Source organism: Glycomyces sp. NPDC050141 (assembly GCF_055586545.1).
The window spans coordinates 104,036-126,308 of sequence record NZ_JBVJHZ010000011.1 but is presented as its reverse complement, the minus strand read 5'-3'; the positions used below and the strand labels follow the sequence as shown (position 1 = coordinate 126,308).

Sequence of the window (22,273 nt, the reverse complement as noted above, 5' to 3'; positions counted from 1 at the left end):
GGGCCCTTCGCTTCGCTCTACCAGTTGCCCTCGAGCTTGGCATTGATCTTGACGGGCTCGTCCAGGACGACCCGGCCGTACTGTTCGCTCACCAGCCGGTACTCGCCGGATTCGAGCCGGTACAGGTGCAGGACCGGCAGGCCTTCCGCGGCTTCGGAGACGCGCAAGTAGTACGGGATGCCGCCCATCGCGTAGATCCCGGGTTTGAGCAGGCGGTCGCGCTCCTCGGATTCGGGGGACTCGATCTCGACGGCGAGCCTGACGTGTTCGGGGCGGAACCACCGGGTGTCGCGGCCGTACTCGGACCGGTCCTCGACGATGAGCAGGTCGGGTTCGGGGCGGCTCTTGCGGTTGACGCGGATCGTCATCTCCTGTTCGATCCGCAGGTCGTCGGGGACGACGCGGTCGAGGAGGACGCGAAGCCTGAACATGACTTCGTGGTGCCACGAGCGCTGGGGACTCACCATGACTTCGAGGGCTCCGTAAATGAGTTCGACGTGATCTGGGAGGTCGTACGTGTCCAGATCGTCGGATTCCCAACCGGAGTCGCGCGGCGGTGGTGGCAGCAGGATGTCGGACACCAGGCCTCCTTCGCAGTGCAGGGGGACAGGTACGAGCATACCCAGGTAACGACCACCCGCAGAAGCCGAAACGGCCTACCCCGAAAGAGTGACAGCCGTCCTATGGACGAAGCAGGGCCCGGCCGCGATGCGCGGCCGGGCCCTTTCTTGTTGGGTTACTTCTTGAACCAGACGGTGGCACCTGCGGGGAGGGTGCCGTTGTCGAGGGGGGTGGAGGCGAGGAGGACTTCGGTGCCGTAGCCGGCGACCGGGACCGGTTCGTCGCTGAAGTTCGTCACGCAGACCAGGGCGCCGTTGTCGAAGGCGAAGGCGTCGTCGCCCGGGTCGGCGAGCCAGGTCAGGCCCGTGACCGAGCCGCGCAAGGTCTTGCGGAGGTTGACGGCCGCGCGGTAGAACTCGAGGGTCGAGCCCTCGGCGCCGTCCTCGGCCTCGACCGAGAGCGCGGACCACTCGGCCGGCTGGGGCAGCCAGGAGCCGCCGGAGCCGAAGCCGAAGGAGTCGCCCTTCTCGGTCCAGGGGAGCGGGACGCGGCAGCCGTCGCGGCCGATCTGCTCGCCGTTGGTGCGGAAGAACGTCGGGTCCTCGCGGACCTCGGCAGGGAGGTCGAGGACCTCGTTGAGGCCCAGTTCCTCGCCCTGGTAGACGTACACGACGCCGGGCAGGGACAGGAGCAGCTGCGTCGCGGCCTTCGCGCGGGCCAGGCCCTGGGCGCCGCCGCCGTAGCGGGTCACGTGGCGCTGCACGTCGTGGTTGGAGAGCACCCACGTGCAGGGCGCGCCGACGCCCGCGTTGTTCGCGATCTCCGCGTCGATGGCCTTGCGGAAGTCCGCGGCCTTGAACGGGGCGAGCACCAGGTCGAAGTTGAACGCCTGGTGGAGCTCGTCGGGGCGCAGGTAGAGGGCGCGGCGCTCGGCCGAGTCCGTCCACGCCTCGGCGACGAAGATCCGGTCGCCCTCGTACTCCTCGATGATCGGGCGCCACGTCCGGTAGATGTCGTGCACGCCGTCCTGGTCGAAGAACGGGGCGAGCGTCGTGCCGATCATCTCGATCGTGCCGTCGCCGCCGGTGTCCGGGAGGCCCTCGGCCTTGACCATGCCGTGCGCGACGTCGATGCGGAAGCCGTCCACGCCCCGGTCCAGCCAGAAGCGCAGGATCGACTGGAACTCCTCGTGGACCTCCGGGTTCTCCCAGTTCAGGTCCGGCTGGGTCGAGTCGAAGAGGTGCAGGTACCACTGCTTGCCGTCGTCGGTCTTCGTCCAGGCGGGGCCGCCGAAGATCGACTGCCAGTTGTTCGGCGGCGTGTCGGGGGCGGCGGGGTCGACGTCGCGGAACCAGTACCGGGCGCGTTCTGGTGAGCCGGGGGCCGCGGCGAGGGCGGCCTTGAACCAGACGTGCTCGGATGAGGTGTGGTTGGGGACGAGGTCGGCGATGAGGCGGATGCCGTGCGCGTGGGCGGTCTCCAGCATCCGGTCGAAGTCGTCGAGGTCGCCGAAGCGCGGCTCGATCTTCCGGTAGTCGGAGACGTCGTAACCGGCGTCGTTCTGGGGCGAGGCGAAGAACGGCGAGAGCCAGATGGCGTCGACGCCGAGCTCGGCGAGGTAGGGGATGCGGGAGCGGATGCCCTCCAGGTCGCCCATGCCGTCGCCGTTCGCGTCGGCGAAGGAGCGCGGGTACACCTGGTAGATGACCGCGTCGCGCCACCATTTCTGGCTCATCGGTGAGTTCCCTTTCAGTCTTTGGGCGCCGCACCGGTGGAACCGCGTACGACGAGTTCGGGTCGGAACAGGTATTCCGAGTTCGGGGTGGGTTGCCCGGCGATCTCGTCGAGCAGTGCCCGGGCGGCCGCGGTGGCGATGTCGCGCACCGGCTGCCGCACGGTCGTCAGCGGGGGGTTGGTGTGGGCGATGAGCGGGGAGTCGTCGTATCCGACGACGGAGAAGTCGGCGGGGACGTTCAGGCCGCGCTCCTCGGCGGCGCGGATCGCGCCGAGGGCCATCATGTCCGAGCCGCAGACGACGGCGGTGGCGCCGCGGTCGATGAGGCGGGACGCGGCGGCGTGCCCGCCCTGCTCGCCGAAGAGGGTCAGCTCGATCAGCTCGGGGCCGACGCCCTGCATGGCGGCGCGGTAGCCGTTGATCTTGCGGCGCACCGGCCAGTACCTGTCGGGGCCCGAGACCAGGCCGATCCTCTTGTGGCCGAGCCCTGCAAGATGTTCCACGGCGATGCGCGCGGCGACGGAGTCGTCGCAGGAGAACGAGGCCGCTTCGACGCCTTCGGGGTGTCCGGTGACGAACGCGACCGGCAAGCGCTTGTCCTTCAGCTCCTGGTAGCGCTCGGTGCTCGCGGTGGTGTCGGCGTGCAGGCCGGAGACGAAGATGATGCCCGCGACCGCTCGTTCACGGAGCATCTCGACGAACTCGTCCTCGGAGACGCCGCCGGGCGTCTGCGTGCACAGCACGGGGGTGTAGCCGGACCCGGCGAGCACATTGGAGATCGTCTGCGCGTAGAGCGGGAAGATCGGGTTCTCCAGTTCGGGCACGACGAGGCCGATGAGGCCGATAGCGTGCTTCCGCAGGGCCTGGGGGCGTTCATAACCGAGCACGTCGAGGGCAGTGAGGACGGACTGTCGGGTCTGCTGACCGACGCCGGGTTTGTCGTTGAGGACCCGGGACACCGTTGCCTCACTGACCCCGGCCTGCCGGGCGATGTCAGAGAGTCGAAGCCGCATGATGACAGCGTAGCCTATCTGAAATTTGGCAACAGTTTGGTTGCAAGGGTTTCCTGTTTCTGAAACATCTTGCTAACCTTCGAGGGAGTTCGGGGCGAGAGCCCCCGGTCACCGGCCCCCGCCCCGGGGCCCCTCAATGAGGAGAGAACAGACATGCGTAGAAGGACCCTGGGTATCACCGCCGTCTCGGCCGCCGCCCTCGGCGCAGCCGCTGCGTGCGGAGACGACTCCGACACCCCCAGCGGCGACGCGACCACCGCGTTCTCCGGCGAGCTGGTCATCTGGGCCGACGAGACCCGCACCCCCGTCCTCAAGGAGTTCGTCAAGAACTTCGAGCAGGAGGTCGGCGTGAAGGTCACCGTCGAAGAGCACGTCGAGACCCTCCGCGAAGACTTCCTCGCCGCCGCCGAGCAGGGCCAGGGCCCTGACATCGTCGTCGGCGCGCACGACTGGTCCGGCCAGCTGGCCGCCGACGGCGTCATCTCCCCCATCACCCTCGCCGAGGACAAGAAGGCCGCCCTCAACGAGACCGCCGTCAAGGCGTTCACCGTCGATGGCCAGGTCTACGGCGTCGCCTACGCGATCGAGAACATCGGCCTCATCCGCAACACCGACCTGGTCCCGACCGCCCCCGCCACCTTCGAGGAGCTCGTCGCCGCGGGCAAGGCCGCCGCCACCCAGGAAGTCCTCACCGTCGAGACCGGCGTCGACGGCAACGCCTACAACGCCTACCCGCTGTTCGCCTCCATGGGCGGCTACCTGTTCAAGGACGACGGCACCGGCACCCTCGACCCCAACGACGTCGGCGTCGACTCCCCCGGCGGCATCGCCGCGTTCGAGAAGTTCGCCGAGCTCGGCAAGGACGGCGTCCTCAAGACCACCATCGACGCCACCAACACCATCCCGTTCTTCGTCGACGGCAAGACCGCCCTCATGATCTCCGGCCCGTGGGCGCTCACCGACGTCCAGACCGCCGGCCTCAACTACGAGGTCACCGCCATCCCCGGCTTCGAGGGCCAGGGCCCGGCCTCCCCGTTCCTCGGCGTCCAGGGCTTCTACGTGTCCGCGACCGCCGCGAACGCCGTCTTCGCCCAGGAGTTCGTCACCAACTACGTCCTCACCGAGGACCTGCAGCTCGCGCTCGCCGAAGCGGGCGGCCGCCTCCCGGCGCTCACCGCCGCCGCCGAGGCCTACTCGGCCGACAACGCCGACGTCCAGGGCTTCGCCGCCGCAGGCGAGAACGGCGTCCCGATGCCGAACATCCCCGCGATGAACTCCGTCTGGGAGCCCTTCGGCCGCGCCCAGGCCGACGCGATCGACCAGGTCTCGACCGGTGAAGAAGCCGCGACGACCGCCGCCCAGGCGATCCGCGACGCCGTCGCCGCCTCCTAAGAACCGCCGGTAAGCCTCGACGAGCGAAGGAACGCATACGTGCTCGACCAACGTTCCCGGACGGCCGGCTCTGCCACCGCCGCGGGTCTGATCATCAAGATCGCAGTGCTCGCGGTGGTCGCGGCGCTGGCCGTCTGGGCGGCGTTGCCGCTCATCAACGCCGAGGCCTGGTGGGGCCTGGCCCTGGAGGCGCTCGTCGCCGCGATCCTCTTCTACGTCTACCTCCAGAAACGGGCGATCCAGCTCAAGTACCTCATCCCCGGCACCCTGCTGCTCCTGGCCTTCCAGATCCTGCCGGTCGTCATGACCATCGGCACCTCCTTCTCCAACTACGGGGACGGGCACCGGGTCGACAAGGAGCAGGCGACCGAGGCGATCATCGCCGCGGGCGTCCAGCAGACCGAAGGCGGCGCCACCTACCTCTTCTCCGTCGGCGAATCCGCCACCGGCGAACTGACCCTCCTGCTCACGAACCAGCAGGACGGCACCGTCTGGGCCGGAACGGAAGAGGGCCTCACCGAACTCGACGGGGCCACCCTCGACGCCTCCGGGCGCGTCATCGCCGCCCCCGACTACACGGTGTGGACCCTCCAGGACCTCAACGAGCGCCAGGCCGAACTGGCCTCGCTCGCCGTCCCGACCGGGCCCGAGTCCGGCATCAAAGTCCAGGGCCTCTCCGCCTTCGAAGGCACCTCCACCAGGTCCTACTCCGAAGCCTGCGACTGCATCACCGACTCCGCCACCGGCACCGTCTGGACCGCCGACAACGAGACCGGCACCTTCCTCACCGAGGACGGCGACGCCGCGCTCGTCGGCTGGCGCGTCAACATCGGCGCCGACAACTACCTCGACGTCCTCACCGACCCCGACATCCGCGGCCCCTTCCTCGGGGTCTTCACCTGGAACATCATGTTCGCGGCCGCGTCGGTCCTGTTCACGTTCGCGATCGGCCTCGGCACCGCGATGGCCCTCAACAAGCCCTCGATGCGCGGCACGAAGCTCTACCGGACCCTCATGATCCTGCCCTACGCCATGCCGTCCTTCGCGATGCTGCTGGTGTGGGCGCAGATGTTCAACCGCGACTTCGGCCTCATCAACGAGCTGTTCAACCTCAACGTGAACTGGTACGGCGGCACCTGGTCGGCGCGGGCGATGGTCATCATCGCCAACACCTGGCTCGGCTGGCCCTACATGTTCCTGATCTGCCTCGGCGCGCTCCAGGCCCTCCCGTCCGACTCGCTCGAAGCGGCGAAGATCGACGGCGCCACGGGCGTCACCGCCTTCCGCAAGATCACCCTGCCGCTGCTGCTCATCGCCCTGACCCCGCTCCTGATCTCCTCGTTCGCGTTCAACTTCAACAACTTCAACGCGATCGAGCTGCTCTCGGGCGGCAACCCGTTCACGGCCGGCGACGCCGTCGGCGGCACCGACATCCTCATCACCTACGCGTTCCGGCAGGCCTTCGGCACCTCCAGCTCCGACTACGGCTTCGCCAGCGCGATCAGCGTGTTCATCTTCCTCATCGTCGCCACCATCTCGGCGGTCATGTTCCGCTTCACCCGCAACCAGGAGGACGTGTACTCATGACGGCCGAGGTTCCTTTGAAGCGCAAGGGCAAGCACCCGTTCGCGAAGTGGGTCGGGGACACCGGCTGGCGGCACCTGGTCGCGATCGCGGTCCTGGTGTTCGGGCTGGTCCCGATCGTGTACGTGGTGTCGGCGGCGTTCAACCCGAACGGCACCATGTCCTCCACGAGCCTGCTGCCGACGAAGTTCGGGTTCGACAACTTCGCGAAGCTGTTCACGGACGAGAACGTGCCGTTCGCGTCGTGGTTCATGAACTCGCTGGTGATCGCGGTTCCGGCGGCGTTCATCTCGATCTTCATCTCGTCGCTGGCGGCGTATGCGTTCAGCCGGTTCCGGTTCAGGGGCCGCCGCCCGATGCTGTTGTTCTTGCTGCTGATCCAGATGTTCCCGGCGTTCCTGGCCGTGGTGGCGCTGTACCTGATCTTCGGCAGTCTCGGCGAGTACTACCCGATCGTCGGGTTGAACACGAAGCTCGGTCTGATGCTGGTGTACATGGGCGGGGCGCTGGGCGTCTCGACGTGGCTGATGAAGGGCTTCTTCGACACGATCCCGAAGGAGCTGGACGAGGCGGCGACGATCGACGGTGCGACGCACGCGCAGATCTTCTTCGGGATGATCCTGCCGCTGGCGGCGCCGATCATCGCGATCTCGGGGATTCTGGCGTTCGTGGGCACGATGAACGACTTCGTGCTGGCGAGCCTGTTCCTGACCGACCGGCCGGAGATGACGCTGGCGGTCGGGTTGAAGACGCTGACGGCGGACAACTCCCCGGCGAGCTATTTCGGGATCTTCGCGGCGGGGACGCTGCTGACCTCGGTGCTCACGGTGGGCGTGTTCATGAGCCTGCAGCGGTACATCGTCTCCGGCCTGACCGGTGGAGCGGTGAAGGGCTAGTTGGACTTTCTGCTCGACACACAAAATCCTGTCCGCCGAGCCGATTTACGGCTCGCAAGCGTCGCCGAGACGGGGCAGGTAACACGAAGGGCCCGGATCAGGGGGAGCCTCCCTCCCCTCGGTCCGGGCCTTTTGCTTTGTGCGCGTTGCGGGTAGCGGGTGCTACCAGTGCGGGGGGCGTTCGGCGAGGAGGTCGAGGTCGCGGGCGGAGAACTCGGACTTCCGGGGGCGGCGTGCGGGGGCTTCGCCCCAGCCGCGGTCGGTGTCGTCGGAGGTCTGGTCCGGGAGCACGGAGAAGTCCTCGTCGAGCTCTACAGAGCGCAAGTCGTCGGAGCCGGTGCGCTCGTCGTCGGAGACTGCCATGCCCCCGACTGTACTTGAGGGACACCTGGCGGCGGCAATAACGAGGCCCTGAACACCCGGTGAACGGGTGTTCAGGGCCTTGGTCAGACGCTTATTGAGCCTGGCCGACGAGTTCGTATCCGGCCTCGTCGACGGCTTCGCGGACGGCGTCCTCGGTGAGGGCCGCCTCGCTGGTGACGGTGACCTTGCCGGTCTCGAGGACGACGGCGACGTTCTGTACGCCGGGGAGGGCGGTGATCTCCTGGGTGACGCTGCCGACGCAGTGGCCGCAGGTCATGCCCTTGACTTCGTACACGGTCTCCATTGCTTCTCCTTCGCTGAGCGCGGTGGTGTTCAGGTTCTGAGCAGTCGGGCCACCGCGTCCGAGGCCTCTTTGACCTTGGCTGCGGCGGCGGTCGGGTCACCCGAGGTCTGCGCCTCCGCGACGCAGTGGGCCAGGTGGCCTTCGAGGAGGTTGAGCGCGACGGCCTGGAGTCCCTTGGTGGAGGCGGAGATCTGGGTCAGGATGTCGATGCAGTACTGGTCGTCTTCGACCATCCGCTGGATGCCCCGGACCTGGCCTTCGATGCGCTTGAGGCGGCGGGTGAGGGCCGCCTTGTCGCCGTGGTACCAGTAGTGGCCGTCGTGGCCGTCGTGCGCGGGCGCACCTTCGGTCGGCTCCGCGGTGTCGGTCGGGTCGTTCGCCATGTCACGCCTTTCGTGTGCGCCGTCCTCCGGTCGCCAGTGTATACCCCTTAGGGGTATCTCGGCAACTGCTCGTCAGCTCAGTGCAGCGGCCCGTAGTATTCCGTGCCATTGTGTGAAAAATTCTCCCCCCGCCCTTGTCAAGGGCCACAAGGGCCTCTAACGTGAACCCGTCGCGTCGGAAACTCGGGGGCACCCCGCACCCGCCGAGCGGCACCGCCGAGTCGGAGGGGCACCAGTCACGGTGAAGCTTGCGAACCGTAATTGGCACTGTTCCACTGAACCGGGGAACCAGCAGTCGGCATCGAACGCAGGGCCGACGGGGTGAATCGCGTCCCCGGGCGCGTAGGGCGACCCTTCCTTCCGCCCGAACCCGACAGCTAACCCGGTAGGCGGCCAAAGGAAGGAGCGCCTCCCTGGTGCGTACCCGGCGAATCACTGCCGCCGTCATGGCCGCAGCACTGATCCCCGTGAGCGCCTCGCTGTTCACGACCTCTACGGCGAACGCGCAGACGAGCGAGGAGATCCAGGCCGAGATCGACAAGCGCCACTCCGAGCTCGAGAAGGTCATCGAGGACTACAACGCCAAGCGCGAAGAGCTCGACGACGCCAACCGGCTCATCGCCGAGATCGAGGCCCAGCTGCCCGAACTCGAAGCGTCCACCGCCGAAGCGAACGAGGCCCTCGCCGAGTACGCCGCCTCGGCGTACACCGCCGGCGACTTCGCGATGGTCAACTCCGTGCTCGCGGGCGACCCCACCGACTTCGCCGACCGCCTCATGTACCTCGACAACCTCACCGCGGCCGAGAACGAAGCGCTGCAGGCGAACCTGACCCAGGTCCAGGAGCTCGAGACCCGCAAGACGGAGCTCGAGACGCTCAAGGCCAGCGCCGACGAGATCCTCGGGGACATCGAGAAGCAGCAGGACGAGATCGAGGCCGAGATCGCCGACCTCGAGGACGAGTACGACGACGCATACGCCGAGGAGAACCCCGAGCCCGACTGGGGCGACTACACCGGCTCCTCCGGCGTCGTCGACTTCGCCTACGACCAGCTCGGCGACCAGTACGTGTACGGCGCCTCCGGCCCCGACGAGTGGGACTGCTCCGGCCTCACCCAGGGCGCGTGGGGCGCGGTCGGGGTCTCCCTCTCGCACAACACCGAGATGCAGTGGGACGAGACCGCGCGGATCTCCCGCGACGAGCTCCAGGAAGGCGACCTCGTCTTCTACAACGGCCTGAGCCACGTCGCCATCTACATCGGCGACGGCCAGATCATCCACGCCCCCAACTCGACCACCGTTGTGAAGATCGCCGACATCGACATCATGGGCATCGACGGGTACGGGCGCCCTTAGCGGGGAAGCGAGCTCTCCCGGGCCCGGCGGGGCCCGGGACGCAGACTCCCCGGCGGCGGCACCGGCGGTCCCGATTGCTGACCCTGCTGCTGACCCGCAATGCGCCGATACCGCCGTCGGGGACTGATTTCATAGTAGAGAAACCCGTGCGGGCCGCCGAGGCGGCCCGCACGGGTTTCGTTTCACACCAAGACTATTCGGCCCTATTCAACCTCGGGTGCGGTGAACTCCCAGTCGAAGCGGCGGTAGCGGCCCGTGCCGCCGCGCTGCCACGGCTTCGCGCCCTCGAGCGGGCGGTAGCCGATGCCCATGGCGTGCAGGCGGTCCAAGTGGGCTTCGAGGCGGTCGAGCACCGGGTTCGCCTCGCGCACCGCCTGACCGGTCCAGGCGACCTCCGCGAACACCGCCAGGCGCGGGAACGCGGCGTACTCGACGTCGCGCGGCTCCGGCAGGTACTCCGACCACAGCTGGGCCTGGACGCCGAGGATCTTGGAGGCGTCGATGCCGGGCGGGACCGGGTCCCACTCGGCGACCTTCGCGATCGTGGTCAGACCGTGGATGCGAAGGCGCTCTTCGGGGTCGTCGCTCTCGTAGTGGTCGAAGTAGACATGCGTCTGCGGGCTCACCAGGACCTCGTGCCCGGCCTCCAGGGCCTTCTCGACGTAGGCCTCGTTGCGCCATACCTGCACGGCGGCGTCGGCGGGGGCGCCGCCGTCGAGGATCTCGTCCCAGCCGATGACCCGCTTGCCCATGCCCCGCAGGTGGTCGCAGAACGCCTTCGTGAACCAGGCCTGCACGCCGCGGACGTCGGTGATGCCCTCGCGCTCCATCAGCTCGCGCGCGATCGGCGAGGACTCCCACTGGGTCATCGGCACCTCGTCGCCGCCGATGTGCACGAACGGGCCGTCGAAGACCTCCCCGATCGCCGTGTACGCCTCCAGCGCGAAGTCCAGCGCGGCCTGCGTCGGTTCTAGGACCTCCTCGAACACGCCGAACGTCGGGGAGACCGGCTTGTCTTGGCCCGCACCGAGTTCGGGGTAGGCGGCGAGCACCGCGCGGGCGTGGCCCGGGAGGTTCACTTCGGGGACGATCATGATGTGGCGCTCGCGCGCGTAGGACGCGATCTCGCGCAGGTCCGCGACGGAGAAGTGGCCGCCGTGCGGCGTCCCGTCGTACCCCTCGTCGGTGCGGGCGTGGCCGAGCTTCGTCTCCGCGCGCCACGACCCGGTCTCGATGAGCTTCGGGCGGGACGGCACCTCGAAGCGCCACCCCTGGTCGTCGTTGAGGTGCAAGTGCACGACGTTGAGCCGGTGCAGCCAGGCCCGGTCGATCATCTTCAGCACGAAGTCCTTCGGCTGGAAGTGCCGCACCACGTCGAGCATGACGCCGCGCCAGCGCAGACGCGGCTCGTCCTCGATCATCACGAGCGGGACTACCGGCGCGGCGGCGGGGGCCTCGCGGAGGGCGTCGGCGGGGAGGAGCTGCCGCAGAGTGGCGATGCCGCGGGCGATCCCGGCGGGGTGGGCGGCGGTGAGGTCGACGCCGTCGGCGGTGATCGCGAGGCGGTAGGCCTCGGCGGCGGTCGTGAAGTCCTCGGGCCGGTCGCCGTCGAGGGCGAGCCGGAGGACGCGGCCGCCGGCAGGGTCCTTTGCGGTGGTCTGCACGACGGGGAGGCGCAGGCCGGTGCCGCGGGCCAGGAGGTCGGAGAGGAGCCAGGCCAGGGAGCGCAGCCCGGGGTCGGCGGCGATGGCGCTGAGGATGCTCAGGTCGAGGTCGCCGTCTGCGGCGGTGAGCTGCTGCGGCTGCGGGATCAGCGAGATGCGGCGCTGCATGTGCGGGGGCTCCTGTGCTGGTTGTGGCGCTGTTGGGCTCGCGCGGCTCGCGGGCCCGTGGGGGGTGGGCGGGGGCGGTGCGGCGCCCCCACCGAATTAGTTCAGTTTATTTATAATATAGGGCCGCGCCGCGGTCGGCCAGTGCTGAGAGCGTTTTCGCTCCCTTCCCGGCCGACCGCGGCGCGCGGCCTTGCTATTCGATTCGGGCGTTCCGCCTAGCGGACCACCGGCAGCTGCTGGGTCCGGTCGATATCCGAACCGTCCCGCTGCTTGTTGATCGGCAGCGGCGCCGACTCGGACTCGAAGACCCCCAGCGCCGCCGGGGACTCGTACCCGCTGCCCGCCGACGGCAGGTCGAAGCTCGATCCGCTCGACCCCATCGACGACGACCCGGCGGACGACCCCGCGAGCGTCGGCTCCTCCTCGCCCGAGACCAGGCCCAGCTGGCGGCGCAGGTCCGTCAGGTTCGAGCCCGCGCTGTCCCGCTGGCGGGACAGCGCCTCGACCTCTTCGGCGAGCGGCTGCACGCGCTCGGCGGCACGCTCGTCCGCGTTGCGGCGCAAGCGGTCCGCTTCCTTCACCGCGTCGGCCTTGACGACCTTCGCCTGCTCGGACGCGCGCTGCAGCGCGTCCTTCGCCTGCTGGTCGGCCTCCTCGCGCCGCTCCACCGAGCGGTTCTCGGAACTGCGGGCCCGCTCCTCGGCGAGCGCGAGCCGGTCCTCGGCCTCCGAGACGATCCGCTGCGCGGTCGCGATGGCCTGCTGGTGCCGGTCGGCCTCCTCCTTCTGGGCCCGCTCGCGCCGGTCCGCCTCGGTGAGGATGAGCTCCTGGGTCTTCTTCTTGCGGTGCTCGGCGGCCTCGGCCAGGAGCCGCTGCGCGGCGTTGCGCTGCTCGTCCGACTCGCGGGCGGCATGGGACTTGAGCTCGGTGACCTCGCGTTCGGCCGTGGCCCGCTGGACCGCGATCTCCCGTTCGGCGTGCGAGCGCATCTTCTCGGCCTCGGCGCGCGACTGGCCCTGCGCGGTCTGCGCCTCGCGGTGGGCGTCGGCCAGGGCCAGGTCGTGGCTGCGGCGGGCGTTCTCGCGCAGCTCGGTCGTCTCGTTCACCGCGCGGGCGCGGATCTCGGTGACGTCCTGGTCGGTGGTGGCGGTGATCTCGGCGGCCTCGGAGTGGGCCGTGCGCATCATCGACTCGGCCTCGGCGCGGGCCTCGTTCAGCATCGACGCGGCCAGGCGCTTCGCGTCGGCCTTCTGGACGCCCGCGTCCTGCTCGGCGGCGCGCAGGATCTTCTCGACGCGCGCGCCGAGCCCGGCCAGGGTCGGGGCCTCGGCCTCGGCGATCTGCGTGGCCCGGTCGGTGACGCGGCGCTCCAGGGCACTGATGCGCTCCTCGGCGCGGCGCAGCTGCGTCTCGGCGGCCTCCAATGCCCGCGACGCCTCGTCGCGGTGCTGCTCGTGGGTCTTGATGTTCTGGTACAGCCGGGAAGTGAACTCTTCGACCTGATTGCGGTCGTAGCCGCGCATGGCGACAGCGAATTCGGGCCCGGTTTCCTCGAAGAATTTCGACATGGTCTTCCAGAGTCACAGGAAACGGTTGATGAATCATGATCACGCCTGAAGGACCCGAAACCGGCGACGAACACGCCCGCGCCGCGTGTCGCGCAGAAAACGTCTAGAACAGAGAAAGCGCTGAGCAAATTTACGGCTCGCAAGCTTCGCCGAGAGAGGGCCTCAACAAGAGTTGAGGCCCTCTACTGTGTTCGAAGCGTTAGCGGAGTTTATCGGTCTCGTCGTAGAAGTCGCCCATGATCTCCTCGAGCAGATCCTCCATGGCGACCAGGCCGGTGACCTCGCGGTCCGCGCCCGTCACGAGCGCCAGCTGCGCCCGCTGGCGGCGCATGAGCGCCACCGCGGCGGCCACGGTCGTCTCGGCGCTCACCAGCAGCGGCGCGGCGGCCATGTCGGCGACCGCGGCGCCCGGCTCGGCCTGCACGGCCTCGCGCACGTGGACCAGGCCCACCGGCCGCTCCTCCGCGTCCACCACGACCAGGCGCGAACGGCCCGTGTCGCGGCTGCGCGCCTCCGCCTGCACCGCAGTGGAACCGGCGTCGATCGTCACGACCTCCGGCCACGGGATCGACAGCTCGCGGACCGGTCGGCGCTGCACTTCGATGGCGTGCGTGAGCAACTGGTGCTCCGGCTCGCCGAGCATGCCCGCCTCCGCCGAGGACCGCAGCAGGTACCGCAGCTCCTCCGGCGAGTGCGCCTGGGCCTTCTCGTCCGCCGGCTCGACCTTGAACGCCCGCAGGATCGCGTTCGCACCGTGGTTGAGGCCCAAGAGGATCGGCTTCGTCAGCCACACATAGCCGGTGAACGGCCAGATCAGCGCCATCGCCGACGCCTCGGGGTGGGTGATCGCCCACGACTTGGGCATCATCTCGCCCACGACCATGTGCAGGAACACCACGATGAGCAGCGCGATCGTGAACGCGATCGGGTGCGCCGCCCCTTCGAGGCCGACCGCTTCGAGCGGGACCTCGATCGCGTGCGCCAGCGCCGGTTCGGCGAGCGCGCCGAGGCCGACGGTGCACGCGGTGATGCCCAGCTGGGCGCCCGCGAGCATGAGCGACAGGTTCCTGGTGCCGCGCAATGCGGCCCGGGCGGCGCGGGAGCCGTCCTGTTCGAGCCGGTGCTGCCGGGAGGCCACGAGGGCGAACTCGGCGGCGACGAAGAACGCGTTGGCGGCCAGCAGGAGTATCGAGATCAGCAGTGCGGGACCGGTGCTCACGCGTCCACCTCCGTCGCCGCTTCGCCGACCGGGACCGGCCGGAGCTCGATCGCCTGCGGCACATGGCGTGCGCACGAGACGACCACGAGTTTCACGCTGCGCGGGGCCGGGTCGGCCAGGCCGTCGCCGTCCGCGTCGTAGATGCGGTCGCCCGCGACCGTGTCCACTTCGACCGTGTCGCCCGGGTGCGCGATACGGCCGAGCAGGGCCATGACCAGCCCTGCGATCGTCTCGTAGTGCTCGCCTTCGGGGAGTTCGATGCCGGTGGCGTCGGCGACCTCGTCGATGCGCCAGCGCCCGGGGATGAGCCAGGCGCCGCCCGCGAGCGAGACCGGGACGGCCTCGAAGCGGTCCTGCTCGTCGCGGATCTCGCCGACGAGCTCTTCGGCGAGGTCTTCGAGGGTGACGATCCCGGCGAAGCCGCCGAACTCGTCGACGACGCATGCGAGCTGGCGGTGTTGGCTTCGCATGCGCTCCAACAAGGTCGGGAGCGGCAGGGAGGAGGGGACGAGCAGGGCCGGGTCGGCGACCTGGCCCACGGTCACGGTGGCGCGGTCCTCGCGGGGGACGCCGATGATCTGGCTGATGCCGACCACGCCGCGCAGGTCGTCGACGTCGTCGCCGACGACCGGGAAGCGCGAGTGGCCCCCGGCGAGCGCTTCGACGGCGGCGGCGACGGTGGCGTCGGCCGGGAGGGTCTGGACGTTGACGCGCGGGGTCATGGCCTGGTCGGCCACGGTTTCGGAGAAGTCGAGGCCGCGGTCGAGGAGGTCGGAGAGGCCCTGGTCGAGGGCGCCTTCGTCGCGGGAGACGTCGATGATGCGGTGCAGGTCCTCGGGGGTGGCGTTGTGCTCGAGCTCTTCGACGGCGTGGATGCCGATCATCTTGAGGAGCTTCACGGAGGTGACGTCGAAGAAGCGGATGATCGGCCCAAACACGGTCATGTAGACGCTGGTGGGGGCGGCGAGGGCGAGTGCGAGCGCTTCGGTGCGGGCGATCGCGAGGTTCTTGGGCCCGAGTTCGCCGAGGATCATCTGGACGACGTTGGCGAACACGAACGCGATGGTGACGCCGATGGTGACCGAGAGCGCGGCGGGGACCCCGGCGACGCCGAGGAGGTCCGCGAGGCCTTGGCCCAGATACGGTTCGGCGAAGAAACCGACGAACAGGGCGGTGACGGTGATGCCCAGCTGCGCGCCGGAGAGGACGAAGGAGAGCTGGGAGCAGATCTGGAGGGCCCGGCGGGCGCGGGAGGCGCGGCGGGCGTCAGGGCCGTCGGCGATGTCGTGGAGCTTGGCCCGGTCGACGGCGGTGTAGGCGAATTCGAGCGCCACGAAGAAGCCCGTGGCGGCGGTGACGGCCAGGATGATGACCAGTCCGACGGCTATGAGCATTGCTCACGCCCCTGGTGCCGTGCGGCGGCACCGTTCGATTCCGTTGCCCGGAGCGGGTCGCCGCCGCCGGGCCGGGGACTTCGATGTCGTGCTCTGCGCGGCTTGCCGGCCGCGATCGAGCGTCGTCGTTTGCGTCGCATGGGCCCGATCTTAACGGGACGGAGAAGAGCGGCAAGCGGTCATCGCTGTTCGCCGCGCCACAAGACGATGTCGGTGGAGCGGCCGAACGGCCCGGCCATGGCCTGGAGTTCGGCGAGCTGGGCGCGGGCGCGCTGGAGTTCGCGGGCGAGCTCCTCGACGGCGGCGCCGGCTTCGGCGCGCACGGCCTGGACTTCGCGTTCGAGGTCCATGATGCGCTTGATCCCGGCGAGGTTCACGCCCTCGTCCTGGGAGAGGCGCTGGATCTCGCGCAGGCGCGTGACGTCGCGGACGGAGTAGCGGCGGCCGCCGCCGGGCGTGCGGGCGGGTTCGACGAGGCCGAGCCGGTCGTACTGGCGGAGGGTCTGCGGGTGCATCCCGGCCATCTCGGCGGCGGCCGAGATCGCGAGGATCTTGGCGTCGTAGTCGATCTGGTCGCTGCCGCCGCCGGGGAGGCGCTGGTGGTAGGCGATCTCGATGCGCACCTGGTGGCGGGCGCTCATGTCGGCGGGGCGGCCTGACGCGCGGTCGGCGGCGGGCTCGCCGGAGCGCGCGGCCGTGCGGTCGGTGTCGCGCGGCCCGGGGCCGGTGTAGTCCGAAGCGGTCACGGTTCCCTCCCTCGCTCGGTTCTCGCCTTCCGCGCCGCTGCGGGGTCCCGGCGGTTGCCGGGGCGGAGCCCGCCAGCGCGCGGCCTGCCGGAGCGGGCGCCGGACGCTGCGGCCCGGTCCCCATCGGCGGCTTCGACCCGGCTCGCGCCGGGATCGGCCCCGCCGGTCGTTCCGCCCTGGCCGCCGTTCGCGGCGGCCCGGTCGTCTCCGGGCGCGGGCGTCTCGGCCGTCCACGGGAGACGGGCGAGTCGGAAGCGGACCTTCTGCATCATCACCGGGTGCAACATCATCGGGCCGCCAACTCTTCCGGCTTCGCGGCACCGTTCGCGGCGCGCGCACTCCGGCGGCGCCCTCGCGGCGCCGCCGGGCGCACCGCACGCCGCACTGCCCGGCGCGGGGGCGCCGGCGTGCGGGTCGCGGTGTCGCGTGCGGAGGTCATTGGCCCGTCAGCTCTTCCAGCTTCGAGCGGTCGGCTGCCGGGGAGGCGGCCGCGTACTTCTCCAGGGCCTCGCGGGCCTCGGCCGAGAGCGCATGGGGCACTTCAACGTCCACCGTCACCAGCAGGTCGCCCTTGCCGGGGACGCCGCGGCCCTTGACGCGCAGCACCCGGCCGGTCGGGGTCCCCTCGGGGATCTTCAGGGTCACGGGGCCGTCCAAGGTGGGGACCTTCACCTTCGCGCCCATCGCGGCCTCCGGGAAGGAGACGGGCAGGCGCACCGTCACGTTGTCGCCGTCGCGGGCGAACAGCGGGTGCGTGCGCACGGCGACTTTCACGAGGAGGTCGCCCGCGGGCCCGCCGCGCTCACCCGGGGCGCCGCGCCCGGCCAGGCGGATCGACTGGCCGTCGCCGATGCCCACCGGGACGCGCACGGTGATGATGCGGTCCTTCGTGGTCGCGCCCGTGCCGCCGCAGTCGGCGCACGGGTCGGTGACGACGGTGCCAGTGCCCTCGCATTCGGGGCAGGGCTGGGCGAAGCTGAACGCGCCCTGGTTCTCGGTGACCAGGCCCCGGCCGCTGCAGCGGGGGCAGGTGCTGGGTGCCGTGCCGGGCTTCGCGCCCGAGCCGTGGCAGGTCTCGCACTCGCCCGGCGCGCGCATCCGGATCTCGGTCGTGGTGCCCTTCACCGCGTCGGCGAAGTCGAGCGTGATGTGGGTGCGCAGGTCGTTGCCGCGCTGGGCGCCGCTGCGGCGCCGGTGCGCGCCGCCGCCCGAGCCGCGGAACAGGTCGCCGAAGAGGTCGCCGAACCCGCCCGAGCCGCCCTGGTTGCCGAACAGGTCCTCGAGGTTGACGCCCCCGCCGCCCGGCATGCCGCCCCCGAAGCCGCCGCGACCGGACTTCATCAGCTGGATCTGGTCGTACTCCTTGCGGGCCTTGTCGTCGTGGAGCACCGAGTAGGCCTCCGAGACGCCTTTGAAGCGCTCCTCGGCGGCCGGGTCCGGGTTGTGGTCGGGGTGGAGCTCCCTCGCGAGCTTGCGGTACGCCCGCTCGATGTCCTTCTTGGAGGCGTCCTGCGGCACGCCGAGTATGGCGTAGAAGTCCTTCTCAAGCCATTCCTGCGATGCCACGGGACGCCTCCTTCACTGCTTATCGTTCGGGCGGCCGACTCTAGGAGTCCTTGTCGCCCTTGTCTTTCTTCTTCTTAGCCTTGGCTTCGGCCTCGTCGCCCTCGGGCGCTTCGGTCTCGGCCGCAGCGGCTTCCGCCGACTCGGCGGTCTCCGCTGCCTCGCCCGCTTCCTCGTCCGCTTCCGGCGCTTCGGCCTCGACGGCCTCGGGCTCCGGCTCCGGCTCGGCTTCGGCCGCAACGGGTTCAGCGTCGTCGTGAGGCTCCGCGACCGCCACGAGGGCGGGGCGCAGGAGCTTGTCGCCGAGGCGGTAGCCCGAGCGCATCACGTCGATGCAGGTAGGCCCGTCGACGCCCGGCATCTGCATGTGCGCGACGGCCTCATGGACCTGCGGGTCGAACGCGTCGCCCTTGGTGCCGAAGGACTCCAGGCCGTGCTTGGCGAGCGCGCTGTGCAGCTGCTCGGCCACGGCACCGAAGGGGCCGTTGAGGTCCCCGTGGTCCCGCGCCCGGTCCATGTCGTCGAGCACCGGCAGCAGGCTCTGCAGCACCGCGGCCGTGGCCAGCTCGCCGGAGCGGGCCTTGTCCCGCTCGACGCGCTTGCGGTAGTTCTGGAACTCGGCGGTGATCCGCTGGAGGTCCCGTGTGCGCTCCTCGACCGTGGACTGGAGGACGGCCACCGCGTCGTCGGCGGCCTGCCCGTCGTCCGAAGCGGCCGCGAGGATGTCGTCCACGGTCAGCTCGGCCTCGCCGTTCTCGGCGTCGTCGGGCTGACGGTCGTCGGCGTCCTTGTTGCCTTCGTCCGTCACTTCTGGTCCTTGTCGTCGTCGACGATCTCGGCGTCGACGATCGTCTCGGAGTCGGAGGAGGCGTCAGCCGTCGGCGCGGACGGGGCCTGCGTGCCCTGTTCGGCCTGCGCGGCCGCGTACATGGCCTGCCCGGCCTCCTGGCTGACCTTGGACAGCTCCTCGGTGGCGGTCTTGATCGCCTCGATGTCGGCGCCGCCCAGGGCGCCCTTGAGGGTGCCGGTGGCGTCGTTGATGCGGCCCTTGAGGTCGTCCGGGATCTTGTCGCCGTTCTCGGCCAGCAGCTTCTCGGTCTGGTAGACCAGCGACTCGCCCATGTTGCGGGCCTCGGCCTCCTCCTTGCGCTGCCGGTCCTCCTCGGCGTGCTCCTGGGCCTCGGCCATCATCCGCTGGATGTCGTCCTGCGCCAGGCTCGAACCGCCCGAGATGGTCATCGACTGGGCCTTGCCCGTCGCGGAGTCCTTCGCGGAGACGTTCACGATGCCGTTCGCGTCGATGTCGAAGGTGACCTCGATCTGCGGGACGCCGCGCGGCGCCGGGGGCAGGCCGGTGAGCTCGAAGGTGCCGAGCTTCTTGTTGTAGGCCGCGATCTCGCGCTCGCCCTGGAACACCTGGATGAGCACCGACGGCTGGTTGTCGTCGGCGGTCGTGAAGACCTCCGAGCGCTTCGTCGGGATCGTGGTGTTGCGCTCGATGAGCTTGGTGAAGATCCCGCCCTTGGTCTCGATGCCGAGCGACAGCGGCGTGACGTCGAGGAGCAGCACGTCCTTGACCTCGCCCTTGAGGACGCCGGCCTGGAGGGTCGCGCCGATCGCAACGACCTCGTCGGGGTTGACGCCCTTGTGCGCGTCACGGCCGATGAGGCGCTTGACCAGGTCGGAGACGGCCGGCATGCGGGTCGAACCGCCGACGAGGATGACGTGGTCGACCTCGGAGACGTTGATCCCGGCGTCCTTCACGGCCTGCTCGAACGGCTTCTTGCAGCGGTCGAGGAGGTCGGAGGTCATCTGCTCGAACTCGGCGCGCGAGAGCGAGACGTCCAGGTGCAGCGGCCCGTCGGGGCCCGCGGTGATGTACGGCAGGTTGATCGAGGTGTTCATCGCGGACGACAGCTCGATCTTGGCCTTCTCGGCGGCCTCCTTGAGGCGCTGCATGGCCATCTTGTCCTTGGACAGGTCCACGCCGTACTGGCCGTTGAAGGTCTTGACCAGGTGCTGGATGACCCGGTCGTCCCAGTCGTCGCCGCCGAGGTGGTTGTCGCCCGAGGTGGCCTTGACCTGGATGACGCCGTCGGCGATCTCCAGCAGGGACACGTCGAAGGTGCCGCCGCCGAGGTCGAAGACGAGGATGGTCTGCTCTTCCTCGCCCTTGTCCAGGCCGTAGGAGAGCGCCGCCGAGGTGGGCTCGTTGATGATGCGCAGGACGTTCAGCCCCGCGATCTCGCCCGCCTCCTTGGTGGCGGTGCGCTGCGCGTCCGAGAAGTAGGCCGGGACGGTGACGACCGCGTCGGTCACGTTCTCGCCCAGGTAGGCCTCGGCGTCGCGCTTGAGCTTCATGAGGATGCGCGCGCTGATCTCCTGCGCGGTGTACGACTTGCCGTCGATGTCGACGGTCCAGTCGGTGCCCATGTAGCGCTTGACGGAGCGGATGGTGCGGTCAGGGTTCGTGACCGCCTGGCGCTTGGCCACTTCGCCGACCAGCACTTCACCGTTCTTCGCGAAAGCGACGATGGACGGGGTCGTCCGCGCCCCCTCAGCGTTGGTGATGACCGTGGCCTCCCCGCCTTCGAGGACGCTGACCACGGAGTTCGTCGTGCCGAGGTCGATACCGACCGCACGTGCCATGTTGATCTCCTGACGTAGTCGAACAGATGTCTCCGGGATCGGAGACGAGTCTCTGCACATTTACGGCTCCGCCAGCGTTCGCCGAAGCCGCAGTCTCAAGCGGCCGGGCGGGAACCCCGAACCAAGTTGAGCCGGATAGACTCAATGTTCGAACTACAGGCATCGGCTGTCAAGCCGATCTCAGGAATTGTGATGAACCGCACGAAAGTTGAGTCGGGTCGGCTCAACTTTGCGGCTGGTGGGGCGAGCGGGCCGCGCTGCTGAAATGCGCGCTACCGCGCCCCGGCGGGGGCTTCGCCTGCGGCTTCGCAGCACTCGGTGAGCAGGTCGTCCGCGATCTTCCACGTGTCGCACGGCCATGCCTGCTTGCACGAGGCGCAGTCGATGCCCAGCAGCTGCTCGGGCAGGTGGTCGCGCCACATCGCCGACGCGAGCGACCAGCCGGTGATCTCGGTGATCCCCAGGGGCGCTTCGAGAGGCGGGGGCTGTTCGAGGGAGAAGAGCTTCGAGGGGCCCTCGCGGCGGGAGCGGCGCGAGCGGGCCGGGATCGGCACCACCATCGAGGCCGAGTCGACCGGTGCGGCCTCGGCGGTGTGGCGCGAGCGGCGGGGCGGCGCGGTGCGCTCCTGGCGCGGCAGGCCGCGGCCCGTCTCCGGCGCGTCGGCGTCGTGCGGCGCCTGCCTCGCTGAATGCTGCATGCTCACGCTATCCCCTCATTCGCCTTCGCTTCCGTGCACTGCGTACGCCTCTTACCGGATTAACGGTCGAGCCCGCCGCGAGGACACGGGTATGAGCACTCGGCACTCTAGTCCGCCTGAAGCAGATGCGTACAGAGGCGAACTCGCGAGACATTCCGGATCACATGCAACACGAAATTCACTTCCGTTTCGGCGTTTGCATTCTCGCGGTGCGGGAGTTAACGTGGGGCGCATCGTCCCGGGAATCGCGCGGCACGCGATTCATTGGGCGGCAGGCGTTTCGGTTGACGGCCGGAGGGCTCGGACCGCGCTCTCCAAGAAACGTAACGGAAGCCGCACGTAGCGGCGCATATCCTGATTGAGCTGGCATTACAGGCTTGTGACGGACCCGAAGACTGGATTAACTTTGGGTTACCATGCCCGTTTTGCCCGAAAACGCCCCGATCACGTGTGGCATCATGGGATTATGCAGTCTCCTTCAGAAGAAGTACAATGGACGGTTGACGGTGGATTGATCACCCCTTACTTCGAGATCAAGACCACGTTCAACCGCAGCGCCGGATCAGAGCGGCTGACCGAGCACGTCTACATCTACGGCCTCGAACTCGACGGCGACGGCGAGATCGCCATGCGTTTCCGTCCCGAGCACCGGCACCAGCATGCCGAGGCCTCGATCACCATCCGCGTCGACGAGTCCAACTGGATCAAGACCGGCGCCGAATACCTTGGGGGCCAGCACCTCGTCTCCACGGTCACCACGCGCGAGCACACCAACTGGTCGCTGTCTCCTGTGGACACCGAGGCCGACGAGATCTGGCTTCGGCTCATCCGCGCCGGGGGCACCGTCACCGTCGCCCACGCCGACGACGGCGTCGACTACACCACCATCGCCTCCACCTACCTCCCCGGCGGCGTCCCGGTCATGGCCGGCATCGCCAGCGCGCGCCCCGTCTCCGAGAGCTTCTGGGACGCCGCGCAGGACCTCGACATCGACGTCGACTAGCGGTCTGCTTGCAGC

21 protein-coding genes and 1 riboswitch are annotated in these 22,273 nt (G+C 69.3%); of the genes, 5 read left to right on the top strand and 16 right to left on the bottom strand.

The features are described from left to right. Positions 1 to 17: 17 nt before the first annotated feature. The 3 genes from ACZ60M_RS09610 to ACZ60M_RS09600 all read right to left on the bottom strand — a co-directional run bounded on the left by ACZ60M_RS09610 (position 18) and on the right by ACZ60M_RS09600 (position 3,309). Positions 18 to 581 (bottom strand): Uma2 family endonuclease, encoded by a 564-nt coding sequence (locus ACZ60M_RS09610; protein WP_465416456.1) that lies wholly within the window; start codon positions 579 to 581, stop codon positions 18 to 20. A gap of 155 nt (positions 582 to 736) precedes the next feature. After that, positions 737 to 2,296 (bottom strand): glycoside hydrolase family 13 protein, encoded by a 1,560-nt coding sequence (locus ACZ60M_RS09605; RefSeq protein WP_465416454.1) that lies wholly within the window; start codon positions 2,294 to 2,296, stop codon positions 737 to 739. Positions 2,297 to 2,310: 14 nt separating this feature from the next. Then, positions 2,311 to 3,309, bottom strand: a complete 999-nt coding sequence (locus ACZ60M_RS09600) for a LacI family DNA-binding transcriptional regulator (protein WP_465416453.1) — start codon at positions 3,307 to 3,309, stop codon at positions 2,311 to 2,313. A 153-nt stretch (positions 3,310 to 3,462) separates the two neighbouring features. On the opposite strand from ACZ60M_RS09600, the gene ACZ60M_RS09595 reads away from it, so the two are divergent. Genes ACZ60M_RS09595 through ACZ60M_RS09585 form a run of 3 tightly spaced genes read left to right on the top strand, consistent with a single transcriptional unit; the run spans position 3,463 to position 7,181 of the window. Further along, positions 3,463 to 4,701 (top strand): sugar ABC transporter substrate-binding protein, encoded by a 1,239-nt coding sequence (locus tag ACZ60M_RS09595; protein WP_465416451.1) that lies wholly within the window; start codon positions 3,463 to 3,465, stop codon positions 4,699 to 4,701. Positions 4,702 to 4,740: 39 nt separating this feature from the next. Continuing rightward, positions 4,741 to 6,288 carry an ABC transporter permease subunit gene (locus ACZ60M_RS09590; RefSeq protein ID WP_465416449.1) on the top strand — a complete coding sequence of 516 codons (1,548 nt, stop codon included), beginning with the start codon at positions 4,741 to 4,743 and terminating at the stop codon, positions 6,286 to 6,288. Next, entirely contained in the window at positions 6,285 to 7,181 is an 897-nt protein-coding gene (locus ACZ60M_RS09585; protein ID WP_465416447.1) for a sugar ABC transporter permease, read from the top strand. The genes ACZ60M_RS09590 and ACZ60M_RS09585 overlap by 4 nt, the downstream gene beginning before the upstream one ends. A gap of 162 nt (positions 7,182 to 7,343) precedes the next feature. On the opposite strand, the gene ACZ60M_RS09580 is transcribed toward ACZ60M_RS09585, so the two are convergent. The 3 genes from ACZ60M_RS09580 to ACZ60M_RS09570 form a co-directional block, all read right to left on the bottom strand. After that, on the bottom strand, positions 7,344 to 7,544 hold the full coding sequence (locus tag ACZ60M_RS09580) for a hypothetical protein (RefSeq protein WP_465416445.1): 201 nt from the start codon (positions 7,542 to 7,544) through the stop codon (positions 7,344 to 7,346). 91 nt (positions 7,545 to 7,635) lie between these two features. Further along, positions 7,636 to 7,881, bottom strand: coding sequence for a heavy-metal-associated domain-containing protein (locus tag ACZ60M_RS09575; RefSeq protein WP_465416471.1), 246 nt, complete (start codon positions 7,879 to 7,881; stop codon positions 7,636 to 7,638). After that, positions 7,878 to 8,231: a metal-sensitive transcriptional regulator gene (locus tag ACZ60M_RS09570; protein ID WP_465416442.1), complete on the bottom strand. Its 354-nt coding sequence runs from the start codon at positions 8,229 to 8,231 to the stop codon at positions 7,878 to 7,880. The genes ACZ60M_RS09575 and ACZ60M_RS09570 overlap by 4 nt, the downstream gene beginning before the upstream one ends. Before the next feature lie 255 nt (positions 8,232 to 8,486). After that, positions 8,487 to 8,639, top strand: a riboswitch (cyclic di-AMP (ydaO/yuaA leader). A gap of 8 nt (positions 8,640 to 8,647) precedes the next feature. Between ACZ60M_RS09570 and ACZ60M_RS09565 the strand changes: the two genes are divergently transcribed. After that, the gene (locus ACZ60M_RS09565; protein ID WP_465416440.1) at positions 8,648 to 9,586 is read left to right on the top strand and encodes a C40 family peptidase; all 939 of its coding nucleotides are present in this window, start codon (positions 8,648 to 8,650) and stop codon (positions 9,584 to 9,586) included. A 203-nt stretch (positions 9,587 to 9,789) separates the two neighbouring features. Here the strand turns inward: ACZ60M_RS09565 and ACZ60M_RS09560 are convergent, their stop codons facing one another. The 10 genes from ACZ60M_RS09560 to ACZ60M_RS09515 form a co-directional block, all read right to left on the bottom strand. Continuing rightward, on the bottom strand, positions 9,790 to 11,418 hold the full coding sequence (locus tag ACZ60M_RS09560) for a beta-N-acetylhexosaminidase (protein WP_465416439.1): 1,629 nt from the start codon (positions 11,416 to 11,418) through the stop codon (positions 9,790 to 9,792). 215 nt (positions 11,419 to 11,633) lie between these two features. Further along, the gene (locus tag ACZ60M_RS09555; protein ID WP_465416437.1) at positions 11,634 to 12,986 is read right to left on the bottom strand and encodes a cell division protein DivIVA; all 1,353 of its coding nucleotides are present in this window, start codon (positions 12,984 to 12,986) and stop codon (positions 11,634 to 11,636) included. A 199-nt stretch (positions 12,987 to 13,185) separates the two neighbouring features. Continuing rightward, positions 13,186 to 14,205, bottom strand: a complete 1,020-nt coding sequence (locus ACZ60M_RS09550) for a hemolysin family protein (protein ID WP_465416435.1) — start codon at positions 14,203 to 14,205, stop codon at positions 13,186 to 13,188. Continuing rightward, positions 14,202 to 15,599 carry a hemolysin family protein gene (locus tag ACZ60M_RS09545; protein ID WP_465416434.1) on the bottom strand — a complete coding sequence of 466 codons (1,398 nt, stop codon included), beginning with the start codon at positions 15,597 to 15,599 and terminating at the stop codon, positions 14,202 to 14,204. The genes ACZ60M_RS09550 and ACZ60M_RS09545 overlap by 4 nt, the downstream gene beginning before the upstream one ends. Before the next feature lie 179 nt (positions 15,600 to 15,778). Next, on the bottom strand, positions 15,779 to 16,240 hold the full coding sequence (locus ACZ60M_RS09540) for a heat shock protein transcriptional repressor HspR (protein WP_465416469.1): 462 nt from the start codon (positions 16,238 to 16,240) through the stop codon (positions 15,779 to 15,781). A gap of 101 nt (positions 16,241 to 16,341) precedes the next feature. Further along, a complete protein-coding gene (locus ACZ60M_RS09535; protein WP_465416432.1) occupies positions 16,342 to 16,635 on the bottom strand; it encodes a hypothetical protein in 294 nt (97 codons plus the stop codon). 145 nt (positions 16,636 to 16,780) lie between these two features. Next, on the bottom strand, positions 16,781 to 17,911 hold the full coding sequence (dnaJ, locus tag ACZ60M_RS09530; protein ID WP_465416431.1) for a molecular chaperone DnaJ: 1,131 nt from the start codon (positions 17,909 to 17,911) through the stop codon (positions 16,781 to 16,783). 40 nt (positions 17,912 to 17,951) lie between these two features. Beyond that, on the bottom strand, positions 17,952 to 18,716 hold the full coding sequence (gene grpE / locus ACZ60M_RS09525) for a nucleotide exchange factor GrpE (RefSeq protein ID WP_465416429.1): 765 nt from the start codon (positions 18,714 to 18,716) through the stop codon (positions 17,952 to 17,954). Next, positions 18,713 to 20,557, bottom strand: coding sequence for a molecular chaperone DnaK (gene dnaK / locus ACZ60M_RS09520; protein WP_465416427.1), 1,845 nt, complete (start codon positions 20,555 to 20,557; stop codon positions 18,713 to 18,715). The genes grpE and dnaK overlap by 4 nt, the downstream gene beginning before the upstream one ends. A gap of 272 nt (positions 20,558 to 20,829) precedes the next feature. Next, entirely contained in the window at positions 20,830 to 21,261 is a 432-nt protein-coding gene (locus tag ACZ60M_RS09515) for a hypothetical protein (RefSeq protein WP_465416425.1), read from the bottom strand. A 505-nt stretch (positions 21,262 to 21,766) separates the two neighbouring features. Between ACZ60M_RS09515 and ACZ60M_RS09510 the strand changes: the two genes are divergently transcribed. Further along, positions 21,767 to 22,258: a DUF1349 domain-containing protein gene (locus ACZ60M_RS09510; RefSeq protein ID WP_465416423.1), complete on the top strand. Its 492-nt coding sequence runs from the start codon at positions 21,767 to 21,769 to the stop codon at positions 22,256 to 22,258. Positions 22,259 to 22,273: the final 15 nt, after the last annotated feature.